The 25,282-nt window shown below is 42.2% G+C and carries 20 protein-coding genes and 3 pseudogenes; 20 read left to right on the forward strand and 3 right to left on the reverse strand.

The window, feature by feature from the left end; genetic code table 11:
• Positions 1 to 243: 243 nt before the first annotated feature.
• From ACWGXJ_RS07995 to ACWGXJ_RS08020, 6 genes are all read left to right on the forward strand, one after another.
• Positions 244 to 900, forward strand: a complete 657-nt coding sequence (locus ACWGXJ_RS07995) for a carboxymuconolactone decarboxylase family protein (protein WP_254349315.1) — start codon at positions 244 to 246, stop codon at positions 898 to 900.
• 24 nt (positions 901 to 924) lie between these two features.
• Positions 925 to 1,653, forward strand: a complete 729-nt coding sequence (locus ACWGXJ_RS08000) for a DsbA family oxidoreductase (RefSeq protein WP_452566524.1) — start codon at positions 925 to 927, stop codon at positions 1,651 to 1,653.
• A 62-nt stretch (positions 1,654 to 1,715) separates the two neighbouring features.
• Positions 1,716 to 2,231 carry an OsmC family protein gene (locus tag ACWGXJ_RS08005; protein WP_452566525.1) on the forward strand — a complete coding sequence of 172 codons (516 nt, stop codon included), beginning with the start codon at positions 1,716 to 1,718 and terminating at the stop codon, positions 2,229 to 2,231.
• Positions 2,232 to 2,507: 276 nt separating this feature from the next.
• Complete coding sequence (locus ACWGXJ_RS08010; protein WP_134910491.1) at positions 2,508 to 2,765, forward strand: YciI family protein; 258 nt, start codon at positions 2,508 to 2,510, stop codon at positions 2,763 to 2,765.
• A 335-nt stretch (positions 2,766 to 3,100) separates the two neighbouring features.
• A complete protein-coding gene (locus ACWGXJ_RS08015; RefSeq protein ID WP_452566526.1) occupies positions 3,101 to 3,523 on the forward strand; it encodes a hypothetical protein in 423 nt (140 codons plus the stop codon).
• 782 nt (positions 3,524 to 4,305) lie between these two features.
• Positions 4,306 to 5,274: a LacI family DNA-binding transcriptional regulator gene (locus tag ACWGXJ_RS08020; RefSeq protein ID WP_322176217.1), complete on the forward strand. Its 969-nt coding sequence runs from the start codon at positions 4,306 to 4,308 to the stop codon at positions 5,272 to 5,274.
• A gap of 220 nt (positions 5,275 to 5,494) precedes the next feature.
• On the opposite strand, the gene rpoN is transcribed toward ACWGXJ_RS08020, so the two are convergent.
• Entirely contained in the window at positions 5,495 to 6,877 is a 1,383-nt protein-coding gene (gene rpoN, locus ACWGXJ_RS08025) for an RNA polymerase factor sigma-54 (protein ID WP_322176214.1), read from the reverse strand.
• Between the two features lie 274 nt (positions 6,878 to 7,151).
• Here rpoN and ACWGXJ_RS08030 point away from each other — a divergent pair, with 274 nt between their 5' ends.
• The 13 genes and pseudogenes from ACWGXJ_RS08030 (at position 7,152) to ACWGXJ_RS08090 (ending at position 21,423) form a co-directional block, all read left to right on the forward strand.
• Positions 7,152 to 7,973 carry a Cof-type HAD-IIB family hydrolase gene (locus ACWGXJ_RS08030; RefSeq protein WP_190298927.1) on the forward strand — a complete coding sequence of 274 codons (822 nt, stop codon included), beginning with the start codon at positions 7,152 to 7,154 and terminating at the stop codon, positions 7,971 to 7,973.
• A gap of 49 nt (positions 7,974 to 8,022) precedes the next feature.
• Positions 8,023 to 10,803 (forward strand): sigma-54-dependent transcriptional regulator, encoded by a 2,781-nt coding sequence (locus ACWGXJ_RS08035; protein WP_452566527.1) that lies wholly within the window; start codon positions 8,023 to 8,025, stop codon positions 10,801 to 10,803.
• 200 nt (positions 10,804 to 11,003) lie between these two features.
• The gene (locus tag ACWGXJ_RS08040; protein WP_039269820.1) at positions 11,004 to 11,423 is read left to right on the forward strand and encodes a PTS sugar transporter subunit IIA; all 420 of its coding nucleotides are present in this window, start codon (positions 11,004 to 11,006) and stop codon (positions 11,421 to 11,423) included.
• 1 nt (position 11,424) lies between these two features.
• The gene (locus tag ACWGXJ_RS08045) at positions 11,425 to 11,907 is read left to right on the forward strand and encodes a mannose/fructose/sorbose PTS transporter subunit IIB (RefSeq protein WP_039269822.1); all 483 of its coding nucleotides are present in this window, start codon (positions 11,425 to 11,427) and stop codon (positions 11,905 to 11,907) included.
• 39 nt (positions 11,908 to 11,946) lie between these two features.
• The gene (locus ACWGXJ_RS08050) at positions 11,947 to 12,717 is read left to right on the forward strand and encodes a PTS mannose/fructose/sorbose transporter subunit IIC (RefSeq protein ID WP_023988666.1); all 771 of its coding nucleotides are present in this window, start codon (positions 11,947 to 11,949) and stop codon (positions 12,715 to 12,717) included.
• Between the two features lie 28 nt (positions 12,718 to 12,745).
• The gene (gene manZ / locus ACWGXJ_RS08055; protein ID WP_069291547.1) at positions 12,746 to 13,570 is read left to right on the forward strand and encodes a PTS mannose transporter subunit IID; all 825 of its coding nucleotides are present in this window, start codon (positions 12,746 to 12,748) and stop codon (positions 13,568 to 13,570) included.
• A gap of 204 nt (positions 13,571 to 13,774) precedes the next feature.
• Positions 13,775 to 13,900 (forward strand): annotated as a pseudogene (locus tag ACWGXJ_RS08060) (PTS mannose/fructose/sorbose transporter subunit IIC); the annotation flags it as partial.
• A 139-nt stretch (positions 13,901 to 14,039) separates the two neighbouring features.
• A pseudogene (locus tag ACWGXJ_RS08065) lies at positions 14,040 to 14,162 on the forward strand (PTS system mannose/fructose/sorbose family transporter subunit IID); the annotation flags it as partial.
• A gap of 125 nt (positions 14,163 to 14,287) precedes the next feature.
• Positions 14,288 to 15,334 (forward strand): annotated as a pseudogene (locus ACWGXJ_RS08070) (glycoside hydrolase family 32 protein); the annotation flags it as partial.
• Positions 15,335 to 16,096: 762 nt separating this feature from the next.
• Positions 16,097 to 19,195: a GH32 C-terminal domain-containing protein gene (locus tag ACWGXJ_RS08075; RefSeq protein WP_452567882.1), complete on the forward strand. Its 3,099-nt coding sequence runs from the start codon at positions 16,097 to 16,099 to the stop codon at positions 19,193 to 19,195.
• 199 nt (positions 19,196 to 19,394) lie between these two features.
• Entirely contained in the window at positions 19,395 to 20,135 is a 741-nt protein-coding gene (locus ACWGXJ_RS08080) for a DeoR/GlpR family DNA-binding transcription regulator (RefSeq protein ID WP_367987566.1), read from the forward strand.
• 27 nt (positions 20,136 to 20,162) lie between these two features.
• Positions 20,163 to 20,966 carry a Cof-type HAD-IIB family hydrolase gene (locus ACWGXJ_RS08085; protein ID WP_165176075.1) on the forward strand — a complete coding sequence of 268 codons (804 nt, stop codon included), beginning with the start codon at positions 20,163 to 20,165 and terminating at the stop codon, positions 20,964 to 20,966.
• Positions 20,967 to 21,147: 181 nt separating this feature from the next.
• Entirely contained in the window at positions 21,148 to 21,423 is a 276-nt protein-coding gene (locus ACWGXJ_RS08090) for a hypothetical protein (protein WP_322162900.1), read from the forward strand.
• A gap of 434 nt (positions 21,424 to 21,857) precedes the next feature.
• Here ACWGXJ_RS08090 and ACWGXJ_RS08095 read toward each other — a convergent pair whose 3' ends face one another.
• Positions 21,858 to 22,832, reverse strand: a complete 975-nt coding sequence (locus ACWGXJ_RS08095; protein WP_235307910.1) for a PfkB family carbohydrate kinase — start codon at positions 22,830 to 22,832, stop codon at positions 21,858 to 21,860.
• Positions 22,833 to 22,854: 22 nt separating this feature from the next.
• Positions 22,855 to 23,889 carry a LacI family DNA-binding transcriptional regulator gene (locus tag ACWGXJ_RS08100; protein ID WP_452566528.1) on the reverse strand — a complete coding sequence of 345 codons (1,035 nt, stop codon included), beginning with the start codon at positions 23,887 to 23,889 and terminating at the stop codon, positions 22,855 to 22,857.
• 506 nt (positions 23,890 to 24,395) lie between these two features.
• Here ACWGXJ_RS08100 and ACWGXJ_RS08105 point away from each other — a divergent pair.
• Positions 24,396 to 25,280, forward strand: a complete 885-nt coding sequence (locus tag ACWGXJ_RS08105) for an ABC transporter permease (protein WP_230584986.1) — start codon at positions 24,396 to 24,398, stop codon at positions 25,278 to 25,280.
• Positions 25,281 to 25,282: the final 2 nt, after the last annotated feature.

The following is a 25,282-nucleotide window of genomic DNA, read 5'->3' on the forward strand; positions in this document are numbered from 1 at the left end:
TGGTTTCCAAGGTGTTCCACTCTTCACATAAAAAGTACTTGACTTAAATGCCTACACATTCTATAATTCAATTAATCAATTGAATAATGTTTTCTTGCTACGACTAAAAGGAGGCATTTAAAGAGAGAAACTTTTTGATTCAATCGTAGGATCTATGAAAAACGTAAGTAAGGAAAAAATTCTGAGCGTGATGAATTAAAGCTCAGAGTACACTAAAATTTCTAATGAATAGAGGGGTTTTCTATGAGTCATCAAGACAGTTTATTTAAAAAATCGAATTTTAAACGTATTGGAGAATTTAACTCGGTTTCTCCAGAGATTTTCAAGGCGTTTGTAGCCTTTGAAAAGTTAGCATTGGCTGAGGGTAAACTTACAGCAAAATACAAGGAACTAATTGCAATTGCTATAGCCCACACCACGGGATGCCCTTATTGCATTGAGGTTCATGTAAAACAAGCTAAGAAACATGGTGTTTCAAAAGAGGAAATGGCAGAAGCTATAATGGTTGCCACCGCGCTCAAGGCAGGTTCGGCGATGGCTCATGGCGTTAATGCTTTAAATGCGTATGATGGTACCGATGACGACGAGTTATACCGTGCATCTTATATTAATAGACTACGGGAGTTTACCCAATTAAGTGATTCGTTCAAATCCTTTGCTTCTTTTGATCAGCAAGCGTTGAAAGCCAGCATACTCAGTACCAAGGAAAAAGAATTGATTGCGGTTGCGGTTGCCCATACCACTGGGTGTCCATATTGCATTGATATTCATACGAAAGCAGCCAAAAAAGCCGGAGCAACCAAAGAAGAACTGGCTGAGTCGATTATGGTAGCTACTGCTTTAAAAGCTGGTTCCGCTCTTGCTCATGGAGTAAATGCACTGGTTGCATTTGACGAATAACTAAAACTGAGAAGGGGTAGAAACATGAAAATTGAAATCTGGTCTGACATTGCATGTCCATTCTGCTATATTGGTAAACAAAATCTGGAGCGAGCCTTAGATGGATTACCGCATAAAGATGAAATAAGTATTGAATACAAAAGCTTTGAGCTTGATCCGGGAGCTTCTTCGTATGATGGAACAAGTTTTGTAGAAAAATTAACCCCTAAATTTGGAGGAAGAGAACAAGCAAAAGAATTTCTTAGCCACTTAACTCAACAAGCCAAGAACGTAGGATTATCCTTTCAATTAGATAGTCTTAAACCCACCAATACACTGGATGCTCATCGTTTATTAAAATGGGCAAAAACGAATGGCAAAGAAACAATGTTGAATGAAAAATTACTTATTGCACATTTCACTGAATCAAGGGATGTAGGAGATTATGATACACTGGCCGATATTGCAGAAGCAGTTGGATTAAACAGAAAAGAAGCCCTCGGAGTATTAAAAAATAAGGATCTTTATAAAGATCAAGTACGAAAAGATCAAGATGAAGCTCGTAGAGTTGGGATTAGCGGGGTACCGTTCTTTATATTCAACCAAAAATATGCAGTTTCAGGGGCACAGCCGACAGAATCTTTTTCTCAAGTGTTGGAGAAAGTTTGGGAAGAAGAGCATCCGGTAGCTAAGTTTGAAATTCTTTCTGATGAAACCTCTAGTGAAGGACTATGTACTGATGAAGGGTGTGCGATCCCGCCTAAAAAGTCATAAAGGACAAGCCAGGATCCAATTAAATTGGTCTATGAAAAATATAAAATAGAGGAGTCCTAAATATGAGTAAAATGAACGGTGTAGATGTGAATATGCTCGGAAGCTTGGCAGAAAATTATAAGGAAAATCCCGAGGATGCGATTACAAGTTTTGCTTCTACAGTAAAATGGAATGATGGGTTTTACTCGGAGGCCGAGGTTGGGGACTATAAGCCGGTACCCATTGATGAACCAGAGTGGCTATCCGGAACTGGAAAAGGGCCTAATCCCGTTGAGCTTTTGTTAAGTGCACTTGGCGCTTGTGTAGGTGTTGGATTCATTGCAACAGCTAGTGGTATGGGGATTAAAGTAAATTCGTTGGACGTTGATGTTACTGGCGAAATAGATCTGAACGTTTTCTTTGGCTTAAAAGAGGGGAATTCTGGCTTTGATGAAATAAACGTTCGTTTCAATGTGGACAGTGACGCAGATGAAGCGCAGGTTGAAAAGTTGATTGCAAAAGCCATAGAAATATCACCTGTGAGAAACACCATTGAAAGAAACGTTAAAGTGACTTCGAAGTATACACTCCACAGTTAAAACGTAAGCGTCAAACCCAGTACACCTGTAAACCCAACACCAGTTATGAGATCATAGGCATATCTTAACTCAAGGAGATTTGCCAGATGACCAAAGCAGAACGACACCAGCAGTAATGGACGGAGCGCATCACGGACTATCGAGCCAGTGGCCTCACTGTATGAAAAACGTGAAGATCACGAAATTGTGTACTAATTCAAAAGATTCGTGCTATTAAGAATATAAAGGCTTCATAGACTTGGTAATCTATTTTTCATTCACTTAAGGAGTGGTACAATGGCACATTACGCAGCAATCTTGCACATAGTTGACCCGGGAAAAAGACAAGAGTTACATCCTAAGCACCTGGAATTTTTGAACAAAATGAAGGAACAGGGGAAAATTTATGCCATGGGACCTTTTGTTGATGGGGCCGGCGGTCTAGTCATTTACGTTGCAGATTCATTGGAAGAGGCACAGGCGATGGTTGAAAAAGACCCGTATGTGTCGGAAAAAGCGCTTCGCTTGGAACTTCATGAGTGGAAAATGGTATAAATGAATATACATTTCTCTTTTAGGTTTCGTTTAAAGCCATCAACGCTACTATAATATCAAGAGGCCCCCAGTATAGGGAGCCTCTTTTTTGGGTGCACCTCACAGTCGCATCATTAGGTGGTTCAAATCCACCGGGTAACTTTACCCTTTAAAGTGCCGTAGCCAAAGCAGACATCCGGCAACCCAAGGTTTCGGATGGGCAGGGTGGAGAAAGTTTGGGAAGAAGAGCATCCGGCAGCTAAGTTTGAAATTCTTTCTGATGAAACCTCTAGTGAAGGACTATGTACTGTTATAATGACAAGAAGAAAAAGGCTAATTTATTATATGAGCAATATATGACTGAGTCTAAACAGAAATACGGACTAGAAGAAATCAACGAGGAAAAATTAAAGAATATTCGGTTGAATTATGAGGCCCGTGGGAGTAATAAAGCAATCTCAACAATAATATGGTATTTAAACTTATTGAAAATAAAAAGTGAACTCAATGAAAATGTTTTGAGATTTCCCCTCATTCTTGATAGTCCTAACAATGTTGAGTCTGACGACAGCAAAGAAGAGGCTTTATTTGAATTTATATTTAATAATAGACCTGAAAATTCGCAATTGATACTATCAACATTAGGATTTAACCAAGGAAATTATACGGATTTCGTAGTAGACAATGTAATTGAACTTTCAAATGAGAAATATTGTTTACTAAATCATAAGGATTACTTTGATAATGAGCAAATAATAAGGGAAATTCATGATCTATAAAAAAAGTGTCAAATTGGTTTTTCAATTTGACACTTTTTTATATTGGATAGGATAATGAGTCGTGTATCCTAAATTGCAAAAGATCTGTAAAGACTTATGAGTAGGTTCATTTTCGAATGGAACTCCTACGAATGATATTATTTGTTTTTAGTGTAGTGATCGCTAACTAGTATTGGGCATGGAGACGGAGAATTGAGATAAGCATTTCCCCTCAATTTTAGACGTGTAAGTTTCCAATTAAGGTGCAACAGATAAATGACATTTTACAATACAGTCTATATAAGAAGTGACAAATGATAATACAGAAAGTGTCATTTTCATAGTACAGAAAGTGGCGTTTATAGGCTGTATTAATGACAAAACTAATTACAGCCGACAGAGAATGTTTATTTTATTGCTTTTTAGAACTTGACCCTATGATCTCTATAGTGAAAAGAAACTTGCAGTCTATTATGCACTACAAGCATCCACGATCTGATTTATGAAGAATTATTCAAACTACCGATGTTATTATGGAAGGACATTTCAGTACAAGGATCGTGCAGAAGTGATTGTAAAAGAAGGACTTCAAAAAGTGGCCATACTAAAACAAGAAGGATAGAGATGAATATGAACAGATGTAGAGGACAAGGACGTATACCTAATGGAATCCGCGCTGGTGTTTCAGCCCGGTAAGGAAGATAAAGAGCTTCAGCGAAAAAAGAGCATCAACAAAATTGAAACGTTTCCATCTTAGTGTTATTATAATTTTCATAAAGAGAGATAGGGGGAGGGAGATGCCGATGCCAAGTATTAAAGATGTAGCTAGCTTAGCTGGCGTAGCTGTAGGAACTGTATCCCGAGTTATTAACAACTCGGGCTCTGTAAAACCAGATACACGCAGAAAAGTGGAGGAAGCTATACAAGAACTGAATTATTTTCCTAATGAAGTCGCTCGAAATTTCAAGATGAGGAAATCCAAGATGGTAGCCTTGCTGCTTCCAAGTATCTGGCATCCTTTTTTTTCTGAACTGGCTTATTACATTGAGGATGAGTTGGATCGGGAAGGCTTTAAGCTCATGTTGTGTAATAGCGGCGGCAAGCCCGAAAAAGAACTGTATTATCTGGATATGCTACGGCAAAACAAAGTGGCTGGTATTGTCGGCATTACTTACAATGATATAGAAAATAGCGTAAGCAATGACATTCCGATTGTAAGTATTGATAGGCACTTCAACAAAAAAATTACTTGTGTGACCTCCGATAATTATGAGGGAGGGCGTCTGGCTTTGAGGGAGCTTGTTAAAGTGGGGGCCCAGAAACCGGCTTTTATGGGAAGCGTCACTTCCATTTTCAGTGAAACCATGAATCGGAGAAAAGGTTTCATTCATGAGGCGCAAACATTGGGAGTCGATTATGTAATCTACGAGAAGCCCGACCCTATAGTGGACGACGATGCCTATTTTAACGAGTTCCTAAATGAGCATCGCGATGTGGACGGCATTTTTGCTATTACCGATATGTTAGCCGCCAACTATATAGAAAGAGCACGCAGGGAGGGCATTCGCGTTCCAGAGGATGTAAAGGTTATCGGCTACGACGGGATTCAGGACCATCCTTATTTTCATCCGATATTGTCTACAATCAGGCAGCCAGTGGAGGAGATGGCACGTATGACAATCAGACTGCTTTATAAGAAAATCGAAGGTGAAACTTTAGATCAGCAAGTGTATCGTCTCCCCGTTGTCTTCAAGCAAGGCGAAACTACATGATTTTATTGTAAAAATATTAGCTCATTCGGTCGATTCATAGTATGGATCTACTAACTGATGTTTTTCTCACAGCAAATTGGAAGCGTTTCAAAAGTGAAAACATCCTAGTTCAAGAAAGGAGGTGTAATGGTGAATTCAAGAACTAGCGAGTCGGATCATTCAGGATCAAGCCAAATCGAAAAATATGGAACCGGATCAAACGCGACTATTCCTTAAACATTCAAACTTCAAACTTTTTTCTTTTGGCAGAAGAAAGATATCTCAGTTCTTCCCGATATTTCGCCACGGTTCTGCGTGATAGATGCAAACCTTCCTTTCCCAGCAGGGTAGTAATAGCCTGATCCGATAACGGTTTTTGCTTGTCCTCATCATCTATCAAATTTTTGATACGCTTTTTTGCGCTCTCCGATGAAGCAGCATCTCCGTCCGCTGACGTCAAGGAGGAAGTAAAGAAAAATTTGAGCTCGAACAATCCGCGAGGCGTCTGTATAAATTTATTACTGACCGCCCTGCTGACCGTGGATTCGTGTAAGCCGGTCTTTTCGGCAATCTCTTTTTGGGTGATTGGTTTGAGGAAATACACGCCATGCTCAAAAAAATCCTGCTGCTTTTCCACAATGGCCTTGGCAACCCGTAGAAGGGTCAGCCGACGTTGCTTCAGGCTATTGATCAGCCATTTTGCCGTATTCATCTTCTCATGGATAAAACGTTTGGTTTCACTATTCGGTAGATCCTGCATCATTTGCCGGTAAAAAGGGTTGATCTCAACCCGCGGCGCACTAATGTCATTAATCAGGACAAGATATTCCCCGTTGGCTTTTTCGACCGTGATATCTGCTATGATGTATTGCTGCTCTTTATGAGCAAATGCTGCGCCCGGGCATGGATTTAGCTTGCGAATTCGATCGGCCATCTGTATAACCTCTTGTCTACCGATTTCAAGAGTATTTGCAATTTTTTGTATCCGATTGTTCGCCAGATCGGCCAGATGGTTGCTTACCATTCTGACTATGCATTCATCATGCATGCCAGCAAGCTGGAGCTGGAGAAGAAGACATTCTTCCAAGCTGTAAGAGGCGATCCCCGGTGGATCAAAACTCTGTATCACCAAGAGCATATCCTCAATTTCGGCTATGGGAACGTCCAATAGTGAGGCGACCGTTGGAACATCAAGTTCTAAATATCCCATTTCGTTCAAATTGCCAATGAGGTACCGTGCCACCATACGCTGTGAATTTGTAAGCCCACATACCAGTCCAAGCTGCCTGTTCAGATGTTCAAACAGGGTATCATTCGGATTGGGGACAAAATCCAGAAATGTAACGGGGTTTGCTCGCTGGACCGATGGATATTTTTCTCCGCCACGATAATGTTCAAGCAGATCTCCTTGATCTTTCTGTGAAAACCGCTCTGCTTCTTCTTTGATACTGCCTATGGACATATTAAACTCCGGCAAATCAATGACTGGATTATTGTTCGCCTGTTCATGCAGAAAGGATATTAAATCAGCCGAAGAATATTGCAAGATCGTGATTGCTTGTCGCAATTCGGGCGTCATAACCAGCTTGAATCCTTGTTCCTGTTGTAATCCATATCGTATCATTGACTTATTCAAACTCCTTTTCCATACATTTCCGGTACAAATTCACAGTCAGTCATTTATAAAAGATCTACTTCTCTAAGCCTATGCAATTCTCCTGCCTAGATGTTAACGTTACCGAGTAATTTTATCTGATAGAAACGATTCATAAACAAGCCAAAGCTTGTCGTAATAAGTAACAGTTATTATGTGTGTTGTATTTTTGGTTATATACGCTATCTTTCTTGTATACTCATTCATTGAATAACAAAATACACTGGAGCTGGAGGAATCATTTATGGAAACTTATAAAATTGTCTGCATTGATATTGACGGGACGCTACTTAACTCGGCGCATCAAATCACGGAAGCAACCAAAGAAACCATTCTCCAGGTTATAAATGATAAGCAGATTCCAGTGGTTCTTGTCTCTGCGCGAATGCCAAAAGCAATTATTCCCTTGCAGAAGCATCTTGGTATTTCTGAGCCTCTCATATGCTACAGTGGGGCACTTGTTATAGATAAACACGGGAATAAGCTGAACACCCGTTATATAGATAAGAAAATGACACAGCGTTTGCTTGACAGCCTGGCTGCCTATGATCTTCACGTAAGCCTGTATAAGGATGATGAGTGGTATATTGAGCAATTGGATGCATGGGCGCTTCAAGAACGTGACATCACCAATATCGAGCCTCGCATTTATAGTTTTTCTAAGCTTACCAATGGTTGGAGGGAAGAGACTGATGGAACCAGTAAAATTTTGTGCATGGGTGATCCCGAAGAGATCAGACGCGTCCTTCAAGTATTGCGACCCGTATACGGCGAAGAAGTAAATCTCTACTTATCCAAGCCTACTTATCTGGAAATCATGTCAAAAAAGGCTTCCAAAACGGCAGCCATTCAAATTCTGCTAAAAGAGTACCAACTGAAACAAAGCGATTGTCTGGCTATGGGTGACAACTACAATGATATCGACATGCTGGCCTTTGCGGGACTTGGCATTGCCATGGAAAATGCTCCCCTTGAGGTCAAAGCTGCTGCCAACACCGTTACTCTCTCGAATGACGAGGATGGAGTAGCTCATGCGCTGAAAAACCATATTCTGTTCCCTAAATAAGCGGGTTGGAATAAATTTCCAATGACTGATTCAGGCTGGAGGAATACAGGTGAAAAGAATAGATAAGATTTTAGAGTATATTGCCGAAAGCACCAAGAAAATTTCCAAAGAGGCTTTATTTGCGGGGGAAGGGATTACGGCTGCGGAAATTGCTGATGATCAAAAGATGTTGAGAAACAATGTGAGCAAAGAGTTGAATAATCTGCTGCGTGACGATCTAATCCTTAAAATCAAAGGAAGACCGGTCAGATTTCTGCACAAGCAGATTATCGAGGACACCTTTCGGGTTCGGCTGAAAGAGAAACAAATTGAGGTCAAAAGCATCAAAGAGGTATTGCTGCCTGACGAACAGATCGATCCGTTCCATGCTTTGATCGGTTTCAGGGGCAGCATGCGTAACCAGGTTGAGCAGGGGAAGGCAGCGATTCTGTATCCTCCTAGAGGTCTGCATACCCTGATAGTCGGGCAGACGGGTGTTGGAAAAACTATGTTTGCCAGGTTGATGTACCATTATGGAAAATATATGAAGCGGTTTTCAGAGCATGCGCCATTTATCGTTTTTAACTGCGCTGATTATTTCAATAACCCCCACTTGCTACTTTCCCACATCTTTGGTCACGTTAAAGGGGCGTTTACAGGCGCTGATCATGAAAAAGCAGGGCTGGTGGAGAAAGCTGACGGAGGCATCCTGTTTTTGGATGAGATTCACCGTTTACCCCCGGAAGGTCAGGAAATGATTTTCTATTTCATGGATACTCACACCTATAACAAATTGGGCGAAACGGATCGAAAAAGAGACGCGAGTGTGTTATTGATTGGAGCTACGACGGAGGATCCCGGATCATCCATGCTGAAAACCTTCATTAGGCGCATACCCATCACAATCAATATCCCTTCCCTTCAGGAACGTGCTATTGAGGAGCAAATGCTGATTTTGAAGCATTTGTTTGCTAACGAGGCCAATAGGGTAAACAAGCCGATTAGGATTGAACCAGAGGTAGTAAGAGCACTGATCGGCAGCGTCACCTACGGCAATATCGGCCAGTTAAAGTCGAACATCCAGCTGGTATGCGCTAAAGGTTTTTTAAACAGCATACATGAAAACAAAGAAGAAATAGGACTTGATTTTAAAAACCTGCCGGGAAATATCCGAGATGGTTTGTTTAATATTGATAAAACGCAATATAAGATGAAGGAAATCGGATGTATTTCCTCGTGCCTATACATTACTCCAGAAGGAAGAAAAGCTTTGGATGAAGAGGTTGTTTCCGAGCTGCCGTTTAACCTTTACAAACTAATTGAAGACAAGATTGGCATGCTGAAGGAAGAAGGGCTCGACGACGCCTACATCCACAGATTTATTGCTACGGATGTCAATATCCATATTAAAAGCTTTTATAACCGTTTTTATAACACCAAGGGGAGCAGGGAACGAATTCTGAAAATTGTGGACAAAGACATCCTTGAATTCTCCGAGCAGATTAAGGAAATGGCCAAAAAGGAACTAAACCGAATTTACAGTGAGAGATTCGTGTATGCTTTCAGTCTTCATTTAAGCGCCTTTTTCAAGCGCACCAGAGAGAAAAAATACGGTGGTGCACGAATCTATGAACCGATGAATGAACATGATGAAGAGTACAGACTGGCCCAGACTATCAAAAGTTTGATCGAGTCTAAGTTTGGTGTACATGTACCGGAGGCCGAAATAACTTATATGGCGATTCTTCTGAAATCTGTTGAGGAAGAACGACAGGGTAGTGTGGGAATTATTGTGGCAGCACACGGTACCAGTACAGCGAGCAGCATCGTCGGCGTCGTAGACAGCTTGCTGGGCAGTTCTAATCTTTGCGCTGTTGATATGCCCCTCGATGTCAGTCCTAGGGAAATTTTGGAGCTTATTATCGATAAAGTAAAGAGCATTGACCGTGGTAGAGGCGTGTTGCTGCTGGTTGATATGGGCTCTTTGCTCAATCTTGAAGAAACTATTATGGAACGTGTTGGAATTAATGTAAAGACCATTGATATGGTTTCAACTCCGCTCACGCTGGAGGCTGTCCGAAAGGCCAGTGTTTTTGACATGGGGATAGAGGAGATATACCAATCGCTAAAGGATTTCAGGGGATATAACAATAGCAGCGCCGCAGTGAAAGTAGTTCATAAGGCAATTGTGACGGTTTGCTCCTCCGGCAAAGGTGCAGCGGTCAAATTGAAAGAGTTTGTAGAGAAAGTTGTCTGCGATTTGACGGATGAGGAGATACTGGTTGTTCCGGCAAACGTAAGAGAGTTGGATAAAGTGGTCCAGGATATGCGGTCTAAGCGAACCATTCTTGCCGTGATTGGAGTAAAACGGCCAAGCGAGCCGGAAATCCCGTTTATTCCCTTGGAAAAGCTGATTGAAGCGAGCGGTGAGCAGACATTGAGAGAGCTACTGCTGAATAACAAGCAGATCCCTGCTGTGGATCAAAGTGTAGTCGTCAGGGAGTTATGCGAGGAAAGTCTGAAAGAATTTATGACGTATTTGAATCCCCACAAAATTCTGGGAATGGTGATGAGATTTGTGCAAGAGCTGGAACTTGGATTAGAAGTCAAATTTGATTATGCAACAAAAGTCCAAATTTCTACTCACACAGCTTATGCGCTGGAACGTATGGTTATTCGCGATGGACTTGTTTATCAGGGGGAAGTGAAACAGCTCGACCAGCACATATTCGAGGTGGTAAACCGTTCATGCAGCATATTTGTTTCTGGTATGAATCTTATACTTTCTGAAGACGAAAAATATTATATTTGCGAAATGTTGAGCGAAGTATATAACTTTATTCCACAGTAATGGCCAAAGAGTATAAAACGCTTTCATATGTGTATGAAAGCAGTGGAGATTGATAAATAGTGATCTGTTCAGACTGGAAAAAAACCTCCGACGCAACGGGGGTTTTTTTGTTGTTTACAAAATTTCTTCTGATCTATACAGAAGTTTGGCACAGAACTTGCATCATAGATATGTGGAGAGAAAAAAAGGGGGTGAGACAGATGATCGGTGTAATTGTTGGGACACACGGGAAATTTTCTGAAGAAATACTGAGGTCAACAGAAATGGTTTTCGGCCATTTGGATAATGTGGCAGGTGTTACGTTTGAACCAGGTGAAAGTGTCAGCGGACTTGTAGAGAAATATAAGGCTGCGTTGGCATCGCTGGATTGGACGGACGGTGTTATCTTCCTTGTTGATCTATTCGGCGGCAGTCCTTATAATGCTGCCAGCCGAATTGCAGTTAACCATGAAAAAATGGATATTGTGACAGGAGTAAACCTGCCAATGATCGTTGACCTTCTTGCAAACAGAGGAATTGAACAAGTGGAGAATTTGGTAAATTTAGCGATCCATGCAGGGCACGATTCCATGATGTCTTTTCGTGCCATTCGAAACAGTCAATTAGAGGAGGAATTATAGAATGGAAATTGCATTAGTTCGTATTGATGACCGTCTGATTCACGGTCAGGTGGCGACCGTTTGGGTGAAAGAAGCGAAGTGCAATAAGATTATCGCCGTTAGCGATGATGTCGCAGCGGATACATTACGCAAAACCTTATTGCTTCAGGTGTCGCCGCCTGGAATTAAGGCGTATGTCGTAACGATTAACAAAGCGATAGAGGCTTATAATAACCCCAAATACAGTGATTTTAAAACATTGTTTCTCTTTACCAACCCTACGGATGTACTGCGGGTTGTGGAAGGGGGAGTACCCATCCGCTCGGTGAATGTTGGAGGAATGTGTTTTAAGGAAGGAAAGACGCAGATTACCGGGGCGGTATCCGTAAACCAACAGGATGTAGATGCATTTCGTAAGCTGCATGAAAAAGGCATTGAGCTGGAAATCAGAAAAGTAGCCAGTGATCCGAAAATCAACTTGATTACCAAACTGCAGGATATGTGATCGTAAATACCAGGCGGCAACTAGAGAGGAGTTATAGAAATGACTGTTTTTCAAATTGTGATGGTAACACTGGTAGCGGCCATATGTGGCATGGGTAGCGTTCTAGATGAAGGGCAAACCCATCGTCCTCTGATTGCGTGTACGTTGATTGGCCTTGTCCTTGGCGATCTCAAAACTGGCATTATACTTGGCGGTACTCTGGAATTAATGGCTTTGGGATGGATGAATGTAGGAGCATCCATGGCACCAGACGCTGCTCTAGCCAGCGTGGTTTCAACCATTTTGGTCATCGTCGGCCATCAATCGATCGGCGCCGGAATTGCCGTTGCGATTCCAATTGCAGCCGCCGGACAAGTGCTTACCATTTTTGTCAGGACAATTACTGTCTTCTTCCAGCATTTAGCCGATAAGTATGCGGAATCTGCAAATTTCAAAGGAATTGAGCTATGTCACTTTATTGCCTTACTTTTGCAAGGTCTGCGCGTTGCTTTGCCCGCTGTTTTGGTGGCAGTTGCCGCAGAAACGGGCCTGGTGACTGCTATGCTTAACGCAATTCCGGAGGTTATCACCAGAGGACTACAAATTGCGGGCGGCTTTATCGTCGTCGTAGGGTATGCGATGGTCATTAATATGATGGCAGCCAAATACCTGATGCCATTCTTCTTTCTGGGCTTTGTCATTGCAGCTTTTACCAGCATTAATCTGGTTGGTTTTGGGGTCATTGGCGCGGTTCTGGCTCTGCTTTACATCCAGTTGAGCCCAAAATACAACCAGCGTAATGAGAAGATGGAAGAAATCGAAGAGTTATAGTAACTACCTGAAGGGAGAGGAGAGCACTATGAAAGAAAAGAAGCTGACTAAAAGTGATTTAAATAAGATGTTTGTCCGTTCATGCTTCCTGTTAGGCTCGTTCAATTTTGAGCGAATGCAGTCGATCGGTTTCTGTGTCACCTTGATCCCTGCGATTAAGCGGCTGTACAGCAAGAAAGAAGATCAAAAAGAGGCATTGAAAAGACATCTGGAATTTTTCAACACTCAACCGTTTATCTCGGCGCCTATTATGGGTGTAACGGCTGCGATGGAAGAGCAGAAAGCGAGCGGCCAGCCGATTGACAATGCCACCATAAGTGGAGTCAAAGTCGGTTTAATGGGACCTCTGGCGGGAGTGGGTGACCCCATTTACTGGGGGACTTTACGCCCGGTTCTGGCTGCTCTCGGAGCCTCAATCGCCTTATCCGGAAGCCTTGTCGGACCGGTTCTTTTCTTCCTTCTCTTTAACACTGCACGCTTGGCAACGAAATGGTACGGTCTGAAATACGGTTATCACAAAGGTACGGAGATTGTCTCCGATATGTCGGGAAACCGGTTGCAAAAACTCACGGAGTCAGCCTCCATACTGGGGCTTTTCGTTATGGGCGCACTTGTTTCTAAATGGACTACCCTGAATGTGCCGCTGGTGGTATCAAGATATGTGGGAACGGATGGAAAAGAGGTTATTACGACCATTCAGATGATTTTGGATCAATTGATGCCTGGACTTTTACCACTATTATTGACCTTTTTATGTATGAGGCTACTGAAAAAGAAAGTGAACGCAATCGCTCTGATTTTTGCTTTATTCGCAGTAGGCATTATTGGGTACGCATTTGGTGTTTTGGCTTAAAACGTGCGGTCAGGGAGTCATCCTTGGCCGGACTTTGTCGGATTTTTGTGACCAAAGCAGCGTAAATATAAGATATTGAGCTATAGAGTTAAATATAAACGCTTTGTCAAGAACATTACTTGGAGTTCAAAATATTAAAAGAGGATATGAAAGATGGTGAAGAGGAAGTTAAGTATGCTGCTTATTTGCAGTGGGCTATAACATCCCTTCTTCTTCCTGGGATTTGTCATTGCCGCTTTCACGAACATCAATCTAGTTGGTTTTGGGATCGTAGGAACTGTGCTGGCTCTGCTATACATCCAGCTCAGTTCGAAATACGGCGGAAATTGAAGAGCTATAAGAAAATATTTTATGAAAGAAGGGGAGTACATATGGAAGAAAAGAAGATGACCAAAAACGACTTAAACAAAATATTTGTACGTTCTTGGTTCCTTAATTCCGACGATTAAGCGGCTGTACAGTAAGGTTACTACCGTTCTTACTGACCTTCCTTTGCATGAGACTGCTTAAAAAGAAAGTGAACGCCATGGCTCTCATTTTTGCGCTATTCGCAATTGGTATTATTGGATACGCTCTCGGTGTCTTGGCTTGAATAATTCTTAAAACTATTTGGTCAAGGAGTTATCCATCACCGGGGATAGGCTTTCATTATGAGGCGTTTTGAACTGATTTATAAAATTAGTTATAAAGGGAGTGAACAAGATGAGGAGTAAAAATATGAATCGGATTTGTTCTTTAGCACTTAGTATCATCTTATTATTATCTTTAACTTCATTCACGAAAGCGTTTGCATCAGATCCAGGATATTATCAGGAAACGTACCGCAATCAATTTCATTTTTCTCCCGAGGCCAACTGGTTGAACGATCCCAATGGAATGGTTTATTACAAGGGTGAATATCATTTGTTTTACCAAAATTATCCATATGGGACGACATGGGGACCGATGCATTGGGGGCATGCAGTGAGTAGAGACCTTGTTCATTGGGAACATCTACCTGTTGCACTTTCTCCTGATATCCACGGACAGATTTTTTCCGGTAGCACTGTAATCGACTGGGGAAATACAGCCGGCTTTGGAAAGGAAGCAATGGTAGCCATCTTTACCCATTCAGGTGATAAGGGTCAGGTTCAAAGCATTGCTTACAGCTTGGATAAAGGGAGAACATGGAAAAAATATGAAGGGAATCCGGTAATGCCTGAACCTCCCGCCGCCGATTGGCGCGATCCCAAAGTATTTTGGCATGAACAATCCAATCAGTGGGTGATGTCGTTAGTCGCTAACAATAAGGTGATGTTCTATACTTCTCCCAATTTAAAAAATTGGACTTATGCCAGTGAATTTGGTCCAGATGGTGGAATACAGGCCAATAGTCTGGATTCCACTTCTTACGCGATTTCCTCACAAGAAGGTGGATCATTCAACTATGAGGGCGACATTACCCTTAATGCAAAAAATGGCCGGGAAGGATCAGGAGGACTGGTTTTTCGTTCTGATAAGCGTGCGGCCAACGGCTATGTAGTCAATCTAGATGCCAAAAATGATCGCGTAACTTTAACCAAAAATAGGAATGGAGAAAGCATTGAACTTGGGGCCAGTTCTTTGCGCTTGGATACTTCATCTACCTATCATTTACAAATTGTAACGGATAGACATCACATTCAGGTTTTTGTAAACAACCAATCGGTTATCGAACAAACGGATGATGAATTTGTATACGGCTACTATGGGTTAACCGCATGGAATTCAACAGCCTCTTTTCGAAATGTGAAATTCAATAATACATCAAACTTTGTGACCAATTTGTCAAAATGGACTGTTGTAAGCGGTTCCTGGGAAGACACCGTGAAAGGAATGACCGGGACTTCCGCGGCGAATTCATATATAATGAGCGGGCAAGCCGGGGAAAACTTTCGATATCAGGCGAACATTGAATTATCGGATGGCGGAGATGAAATCGGCTCACTTGTTTTTCGGGCAGATGCCGAGGTGAGAAATGGATATATGGCGAGCCTCGACGCTCACAACGATAAAATAAAATTGATGAAGCTTGAGGACGGGAAGCAATCAGTCCTAGCCGAGGCCACTGTATCTCTCGCTACGTATACGGATTACCCTTTAGAGGTGAGGACCTATGGAGAGAATATAAAAGTATATTTAGATGGTAAACTTACTCAGGATGTAAATGATTCTACCTTTTCCTCCGGCGTTTTCGGCTTGCATTTGGCGAATTCCTCTGTGCTCTTCCAGAATGTTCAGTTGGGCAAAAATATCATCACAGAGGAGAATGAAATACTTAACCATGATTTTGAAACAGGGGATCTGACTGGGTGGACCGGTGTACAAGGGGAAGCATTTACTAATGACCATGTAACAGATCGAAAGGATTGGTGGGGTGGAACTTTCGACCAGCAAGGCAAGTATCATCTATGGGGGTTTTCCGATAGTCACAAGGGGGATGATGCTACTGGAGAACTGCATTCATCCTATTTCAAACTGGGTGGCTCCGGAGAGATTAACCTGATGATGGGCGGAGGCAAAGACGTCAGCAACCGTTATTTATCGTTAGTCAGAGCTTCTGACGATCAGGAATTGCTTCGTCAAACAAATACGAAATCCGAAAAGGAAACGTATAGCAGATACGTATGGGATGCTTCCAATTATATTGGTGAAGTGCTATATATCAAAGCTATAGACAATGCAACGGGACGTTGGGGGCATATCAACCTGGATGATATCAATGTTTATAATGACAAACCAATTCCGGAAGACGTTGACCAGGTTGCACAAGAGCCGGAAAAAGGCAATTTGCCACAAAGTGGCCTCATAACGGATTGGTCTGCCGTCTCAGGTTCGTGGATACCTTCTACAAACGGAAGTATAGGCGGCGTATGGGAATGTCCTGCATTAATTGAATTGCCTATTGATGGCGACCCTTCAAAAAAGAAATGGGTTCTGCAGGTAAGTATAAATCCGGGAGGACCTGCAGGCGGATCCGGAATGCAATATTTTGTAGGAAGCTTTGATGGGAAAACCTTCACCAATGAGAATTCTTCCGACCAAATATTATGGTCCGATTATGGAGCTGATTATTATGCCGGTGTGGAGTGGAGCGGAATTGAAGGGGAGAAGGGCGAGAAATACTGGCTTGGCTGGATGAGTAACTGGACTTATGCTCAAGATACACCTACTTCAACATGGAGAAGTTCCATGTCACTGCCGCGAATGATGGAACTGACCCAGACAGAGGAAGGGTTACGCTTAAAACAAACACCAATTTCTCTGGCCGGCATTCGTGCTGAAACAAAGGGAATTTCATATATAAATGAAAAGATTAAGGGAGAAAGCGACCTCCTATCCAACTTTTCTGACGATACATTTGAAATGATTGCAGAGTTTGATCTTTCCAACACCGAAGCAACTGAGTTTGGTTTTAAGGTTCGTAAAGGAACTGAGGAATATACAACGGTCGGGTATGATGTCTACAATGAAAAGCTGTTCGTTGACCGTACGAATTCCGGGAATTATGATTTCGGACCTGATATCACAAATAAACATGAGGGCCCGCTGAAGGCTTTAAACGGTACGGTGAAAATGCATATTTTTGTTGACCGGTCAGCGCTGGAGGTGTTCGGGAATAATGGAGAAACAGTGATAACTGACCAAATATTCCCTCATCCTTCGAGTAAAGGAATGCAAATCTACAGTAAGGGCGGGGATGTGGAATTAAAGTCTTTAAAAATATTTCCGTTAAAAAGTGTCTGGAAAACGCCCCCATCTAGTGTCTCCGTACTGTCAGATTGGACGACGATCAGCGGCAAATGGGCGGATACTATTAATGGAAAACAGGGGCAGGGCGTAGGGGATGCGTTTATTCTGGCAAGTAATTTCGGTGAGAACTTTATATATGAAGCGGACATTAAAGTGCCGGATACAGATTCGCATCCCGATGATCCTGAAAAAGATAACATAGAAAACCCCATCGGCGCAGGTGCCTTGGTCTTTCGTTCAGACCCTACGGCAAAAAATGCGTATGCAATTAATCTGGATGTAAAGAATAATGTAGTTAAGTTGATGAAATTTGTTAAAGGGACCGGTAGTGATCTTGCCATCTACAATAATGACGCGAAGCTGAAACTACGGACAAATCAGGATTATCACCTCAAAATTGTAGCTGTCGGGGATACCATAAAGGCTTATTTGGACGGACAACTGGTGATTGATACCAAAGACCAAAGTTACACACGAGGATACTTTGGGTTAAATGTAAGGGATACAACAGCATTCTTTAATAGTGTTCGAATAATATCAAGTTCCAATTCCGGCCATTCCGGTGGCAATTCTCAGAACAACAAGGGTAGCGACAGCCAGGCGGTAAAGCTGCCAGTCAAGGCATCTATTCCGGCTTCCGCCACTTCAGGAATACTGGAGTATGCTCCGGGTATTACACAAAAGGCTGATGGCAGGAAAGAAGCCGCAGTGGTCGTGGATGATCTTACTTTGCTTAAAGCTTTGCCGGTAAGAAAAGGTTCTGCACTAACTTTGCATGTGAAAGCTGCTGGGGCTGACGTGGTTATCGTTGAGCTGACCAGCATGGCCAATAAGCTTTGGAGCGAGCATCGAACTCTGGATCTTCAGTTAATTACAGAACTGGGGACGTACACCCTTCCAGCCAGCAGGGTGAATAGAAATATCTCACCTTCCAATAGCGTGCCAGGGCTGCGAATTACGTTATCCAAGGCAACAATGCAGCAAAATGCGGCTATTCAAGGAGCGGCTGTAAAAGCGGGCGCAACCGTGGAAACGACTCCTATAGACTTCAAGGCTGAAGCAGTAACAGGCAGTACAACAACCGCTCTTGATTTCGGTGATACCTATGTGAGCCGGACACTTCCGCTTTCATCAGCGATGGACCCAAATCGTTCCACCGCAGTTTGCTACGACGAAGCCAGAAGGAAACTTATCTTTGTACCGAGCATTTTTCGGGCTGGGGATGATGGAGCCTCCGTTGAAATAAAGCATAATTCCAATGGTGTATATACCGTTGTCAACAGCAGCCCAACCTTCGGTGATTTACCAGCTGGGTACTGGGGCAAAGCCGACATAGAGCTGCTTGCCGCAAAAGGAATTGTTGTCGGTTCGATAAAAGGAATATTCGAGCCATCCAGGCCTGTTACCCGCGCCGAATTTGCCGCTATGCTTGTTCATGCACTTGGGCTTAAAGAACGGGCGACTCCAGCCTTTAGGGATGTAGTCAAGGGTTCATGGTACGGCGGATATCTCAGCGCAGCCTATTCAGCTGGGCTGGTCAAAGGTTATGAAGACGGTGCTTTTCGTCCTGAATCGGGAATTAGCCGCCAGGAGATGGCTCTACTTGTCCATCAAGCATTACAATATACCGGGTATGTCTCAGTCAACAGCAAAAACGGGCAATCGCTAGATGGATATGCCGACCGCTCGTCTATCGCGGTTTGGGCGCAAAATGCAGTAGCCGCTGTTACAGCTCAGGGCATCGCACAAGGTATGGACACTGGACACTATGAGCCACATGCAACAACTACCCGCGCAGAGGCGGCAGTTATGATAAAACGTTTGCTTCAAAAGATTGAATTTATCAATAAATAGGCAAAATGAATAAAGTCCCCGGACTCTTAATGCAATATGCATGCGGACCGGGGACTTGCTATGTGAAATACACAATATAAGCAATTTGCTTATCTTTATAAAAATGCTTAAAAACACTTAACAAAAAGCGTCTAATCGCTTATAGTGAATATAGGGATAGGGGGGGCTTTATATTTACCAAGAGGAACGACTTTTAAAAATTTTGGAGTATCTCCAAAGCCGTAACCAATTATCAAATTCGGAAATTTGTAATTTATTGAACATCTCGAGAGATACGGCAAGAAGGGATATTATTAAGCTTGTTCACGAAGGGGGGGTTATCAGAACCCATGGAGGTATTGCCTTGCCCTTATTAAAAGAAGAAATAAGAGCCTACAAGGAACGTGTAACTTCAGCAACAAAGCAAAAGATGCTCATTGCAAAAGCAGCTTCCGCGCACATCGTTGACGGAGATGTTTGTTTCATGGATGTATCGACTACCATTCAACTGCTCTGTGGGCAATTGGACAAAAATCTCACGGTTTATACACACTCGTTGGATAATGCAGAAGCGTTATCAGCAAAAAGTGAAATTAACATAAACTTGCTCGGGGGCAAATTTAATCATGAAAACCGTTTTTTTTATGACCACTACACGGCTATGCAGTTGAACGATGTTTTTTTTGACAAAGCTTTTTTAGGAGCTGCCGCCATCATGGAAGACGGAGTGTATTTTGCAAACCGTGATGATGCTTTAGTTAAAAAGCTGGTATCGGGACGTGCCAGAGAAGTATTTTTACTTGCTGATTACAAAAAATTTAATTTAACAAGCCCGTTTAAAGGCCTGAATTTTTCCGAAATTGATATTCTAATTACAAATCAGGATGCACCGGAGCACTCATTGCTGATGTTGCAGGATAGCGGAGTAGAAATTATCAAGGCGCTTGAGGAAGAATCGTGATAAATAATCGCAAGGGAGCCATCGGCCATGATACAAGCAATCTTTAGCGATATTGACGGGACGTTGTTAAATTCAAAACATCAAATTACGTCCGACACCAAAAATACAATCCAAAAAGTTGTGGGAAGAAATATCCCTTTTGTACTTGTTTCAGCGAGAATGCCAAGCGGCATTTTTCCTCTTCAGCAAGAGCTCAATATTCACGCTCCCGTCATTTGTTATAGCGGTGCTCTAATATTGGGCGGCAACAGGGAAATCCTTCATAGCATCTGTTTATCGAAAAAGAGCATTAAACGAATATACGATATTGTAATGGATCATTATCCTTCTATCAGTTTTAACTTGTATGGACATGACCAGTGGATCGTTGGCAACATTCAAAATCCTTGGGTAATTCAGGAAGCGGAAATTATTAATGGCTCCCCCATACAGAGGTTACTCCCCTCATATATAGAAGAAGATCATGATATTCACAAAATTTTATGCATGGGAGATCCCGAAGACATTGAGCGGCTTGTACAACAAATCAATAAAGAAGTTACTGGTATCAGTGTTTATAAATCCAAGGGAACTTATCTGGAAATTATGGATGAGATGGTGTCCAAATCGTATGCCATTCAGGAGCTCGAGGGGATATTTAATATTACTTATCGTGAATCGATGGCCATTGGAGACAACTATAATGACATGGATATGATTTTGTACGCAGGCCTTGGGATTGCAATGGGAAATGCGCCGGAGGAAGTTAAGAAAATTGCCGACAGGGTCACATCGAGCAATGATGAAGACGGTTTGAAAATAGGCTTGGAGGAATACATTTTGTCCGTTTGAAATGATCCAGTGACATTGGATATCCAAACACCAAAAGACGATAGGCATTGGAAATAGAAGAGAGGGGTTAACTAGTTACTTATTTCGAATAGCAGGAGGCAACCTGACAAGAGAGTATTGTTTCTTGGATTTGATGCCCCAAAATCAAGCAGATATATGTCTATTAGGAAACTTATTAGGTATGAGTGAGGATGAAAACCTTTTTCATACTTATTATTCTACTGTAGAATCAGTTATAGAAAAAGCTAGCGTTCAGATCCTAGCGTCTTATTTAACTTCAGATACAAAATGGGGCTTGTTTAATGGATTTTCTTCTAGACCTATGATGCCTATCGCAGCTAAAATGCTATTTTCCAAAGAAGTGCTAAAAGAGGGTGCACGCCTCATCCAACAACTAAAAGTATCGAAGGATGATATCAGGATACTAAAACTCTATAATATGATGGCAGTAACTTAACAATGTTTTGTTTTAATTAGGTTAATTAGGCAAGAGCTTTCTCGTTCTGTCCACTGTCATTGTTTACAATGCCTGAATAGTTGATCGAATTATCATTTTACTCATAGATGTATCATCAGGATCATTTATTGCATTAGCAATAGCTTTGCAATCCGATCAGGATAAATGCTAAGTCTGCAATATGAATTATAATGGTTTATGAGAATATCTGAGTTAATTAAAGATGAAAAGTTTTTGGCAATCGAAAAAAATCCTGGCCTGCCTTATATAAAAGAAAACGACTACGTAGGATAAGTATTCGTTTTCTTTTGATTAAACTCCCTCGATATGATTTAGTTTCCTCACTTCTCCTTCCAAAGGATAACTAAAAAGGTATCCAGCGACCTTAGAGATCGTCGGACACCTTTTGCTGTTCTTACGCTTCATTCCTTGATTCAACCTTGCGCTACGAAACGATTAACTTCTTCCAACGACGGCAAGGCTGCAATCGCTCCAACTTTAGTGCACACGATGGCGCCGACTTGATTGGCAAGTGTCACAAATTCCTGCTGCTGCTTCGCGTTGGAGGTAAATGCCTTAGGCTGACTCAGCTGGCTGATTTGATACAGCATTGCTCCGACGAAGGCATCTCCGGCACCAGTAGAGTCGATCGATTTGACAGCGATACTGCCGATTAACGAACGGGAGGCACCACTTGAGATGAGGGTTCCTTCTTTCCCCAAGGTAACCGCCACCGTCTTGGCTCCCAACCCATGCAAAAGATCCAATGAAGCATCGCGGTCAGCCAGCCCTGTAATGATGTTTAATTCCTCTTCGCTTACCTTTACCAAATCCGCATTGTGTATTCCTCTTCTGGACAGTGTGATAAATTCCTCCTGCCTGTCTTTCCAGAGGTCCCCCCGGTAATTGGGATCAAAGGAGGTGAATTGCCCGTTGGCCTTCGCTCCATCCAATAAAGACAAATACGCTTCTCGGAAAGGATCGGCGAGCAAGGCCGTTGCCGAGCCAAAATGCAGAATGGCTGCCTGCCGGGTCCATTCTCTATCAATATCCTGCAGAGACAGTTGACGGTCAGCTCCGCGGTTGAACACGAAATCCCGTTCGCCGTTAGCGGCAAGGGAAACAAAGGCCAGTGTAGTCGGCGTTGACGGATCAAAAAGGAGCATGGACGTATCCACATGCTGCTCATCCAACGTTTGCTTCAGGTACATGCCAAAGGGATCAGCCCCGACTTTCCCCAAGAATGACGCTTTTCCTCCGAGCTTGGCTACAGCTGCGCTTACATTTGCCGGAGCGCCGCCGGCCTGCTTGGAGAAATGCTGACCCTTGGCAAGATTAACATCAATATCCGTGCAGAAAAAATCAATGAGCAACTCGCCCACACAAAGAACCGTTCTGTCATTTTTCACTTTGATTCACCTCTTGGTAGATTTAGTTTAGAACAGGGGTCGAGTCCCGGTATACGATATCCGTTGCAACATGAGTCACTCGGTATGGCATGGTATTGTCTTTGATTCTGGACAATAACATTTCGGCTGAAATAATCCCCATCTGACTACTATAAATATGCACGGTTGTAAGATGAGGCTCGACAACCCGGGATTCCGAAGCATCATCGAACCCGCAAACAGCAACATCTTCCGGGACTTTAATCCCTTTGTTTTTCAAAGATTTGATCACGCTGATGGCAATGAAATCATTGGCGCAAATAAAGACGGAGGGACACTCCCTCAGGGCATCCAACTGCTTTTCCATCCAGTTCTCCTCTATAAAGAAGTTGCGGTCAGGCGCTACAATGCTATGGGTAGGATCTACGGCGATTCCTGCTTCTGCTAAGGCCTTATTAAATCCGGTCCAGCGTTCATTGAAGCTTTTGCAGTGATTGTAATCGCCTACAAAACCGAAGCTTTCATAGCCATGATCGATCAATTTCCGGGTAACACAGTATGTGCTGTGTTCATTTTCCATTAATACCAGATCCGCCTTCAATTCTGGATACATCATATCCGCAGCGCAATCAATAAAAATGGTTGGGATGCAAAGATCTGTGATCAGCTTGCTGTATTCCTTGCTGAACATTTCGATGCAGAAGATGCCAGCCACATTCGAAGGTTCAAAATTGCCGGGTAGGGTCATTGAATTGATATCATTCTCACGAACAAAATAAATAGATAAAGTATAGCCCTGTTTGCTGATTTCCTTCTCCAGTCCGCTGATCAACAAAGATCCAAAGTGTGAGCTATTAGGAAGATTACAGGTCAAAAGTGCGATATTACCTTGTTTTTCAGAAACTGTTTCCATATAAGAAAATTGTTTGTATTTAAGCTCCATTGCTTTTTTGACTACCTTGTCCCTAGTAACGGCGGGAATACTCTCCACTCCATTAAGCGCCTTGGAGGCAGTGTTTCTGGAAATCCCCAAGGCATCAGCGATATCTTGTATCGTAACCTTTGACTTTCTCGTCATATTGTTCACCTTATTCTCCGAATTAAGATTCTTCATATTTCTAAATATATAGTATTTTCATGTTTTTAACAATGTATTTATTCAAATGAACAATAAAAGTTTACGTTTGTTTATTTATATTGTGCATTTTTGATAGATTTTTGTCGAAAACATTATAATTATCTTGGAATACGCTTTTTGAATGAATTTTTCATCCGAAATATATTGACTAATTAAATGTACATCTGATAAATTGTAAGAGTAAAATATGTTCAAATGTAAATTGTAAGCCCATTCATTTTGGGAATGTGTAAAATTCTCGTTCTGTTGGAGGTGTGGATATTACAAGCAAGTATTTGAAAAACATCTTGGTTAATTATGTCAGTGAGATGACATAACATGGCTTATATTTTGTGTCGTATAACAAGCCGTGAACAGTAGGAGGGAAAATATTGGCAAATTCGATCGTTCAAAAAAGGGGATTAAAGGCTTCAGAAACAAAAAAAAGAAACCATTGGTTAAGCTATATGCTTCGAAATTATATATTGTATTTGTTTCTGCTTCCGTCCATAATTCTTACCGTCATTTTCAAGTATGTTCCCATGTACGGCTCGATCATTGCGTTTAAAAATTTCAGCCCAAGAAAAGGCATCCTCGGCAGCGAATGGGTTGGATTTGAACATTTTCAGCGGTTTCTTTCTTCACCAAATTTTTATGACATTTTAATGAATACGCTTAAATTAAGCGCTTACGGTCTTATTCTCGGCTTCCCAGTACCAATCATTCTGGCCTTAATGCTAAATCTGGTCAGAGGAGCGAAGTTCAAGAAGAATATTCAGCTTATTGTATACGCACCTAACTTCATCTCGGTTGTTGTTGTTGCCGGTATGCTGTTTGTTTTTCTATCGCCAGCTGGAATAGTGAACGCTTTGGTAACAACCTTCACCGGCAAGCCGATTGCTTTTATGACTGATCCTGCCTATTTCCGAACGGTATATATTTTGTCCGGTATATGGCAAACAGCGGGCTGGTCCTCTATCATTTATGTGGCCACCTTAGCCAATGTGGACCCGCAGTTGCATGACGCTGCAACAATTGATGGCGCTTCATTGATGAAGAGAATCTTCCACATTGATCTGCCAGCTCTTAAACCCGTCATGGCCGTCCTGTTCATTCTCGCTGCAGGAGGTATTATGTCGATCGGCTATGAAAAGGCTTACCTGATGCAGACGGCTCTGAACACACCTACCTCGGAAATCATCGCGACTTACGTATACAAGGTGGGGTTGCAATCCGGCGATTATGCTTATTCTACGGCAATCGGGTTGTTCAATTCCGTAATTAATGTATTCCTGTTGATTTTCGTAAATACCGTCGTCAAGAAGCTGAACGAAGGAGAAGGGCTGTATTAAAG

The organism is Paenibacillus sp. S33, from assembly GCF_053615415.1.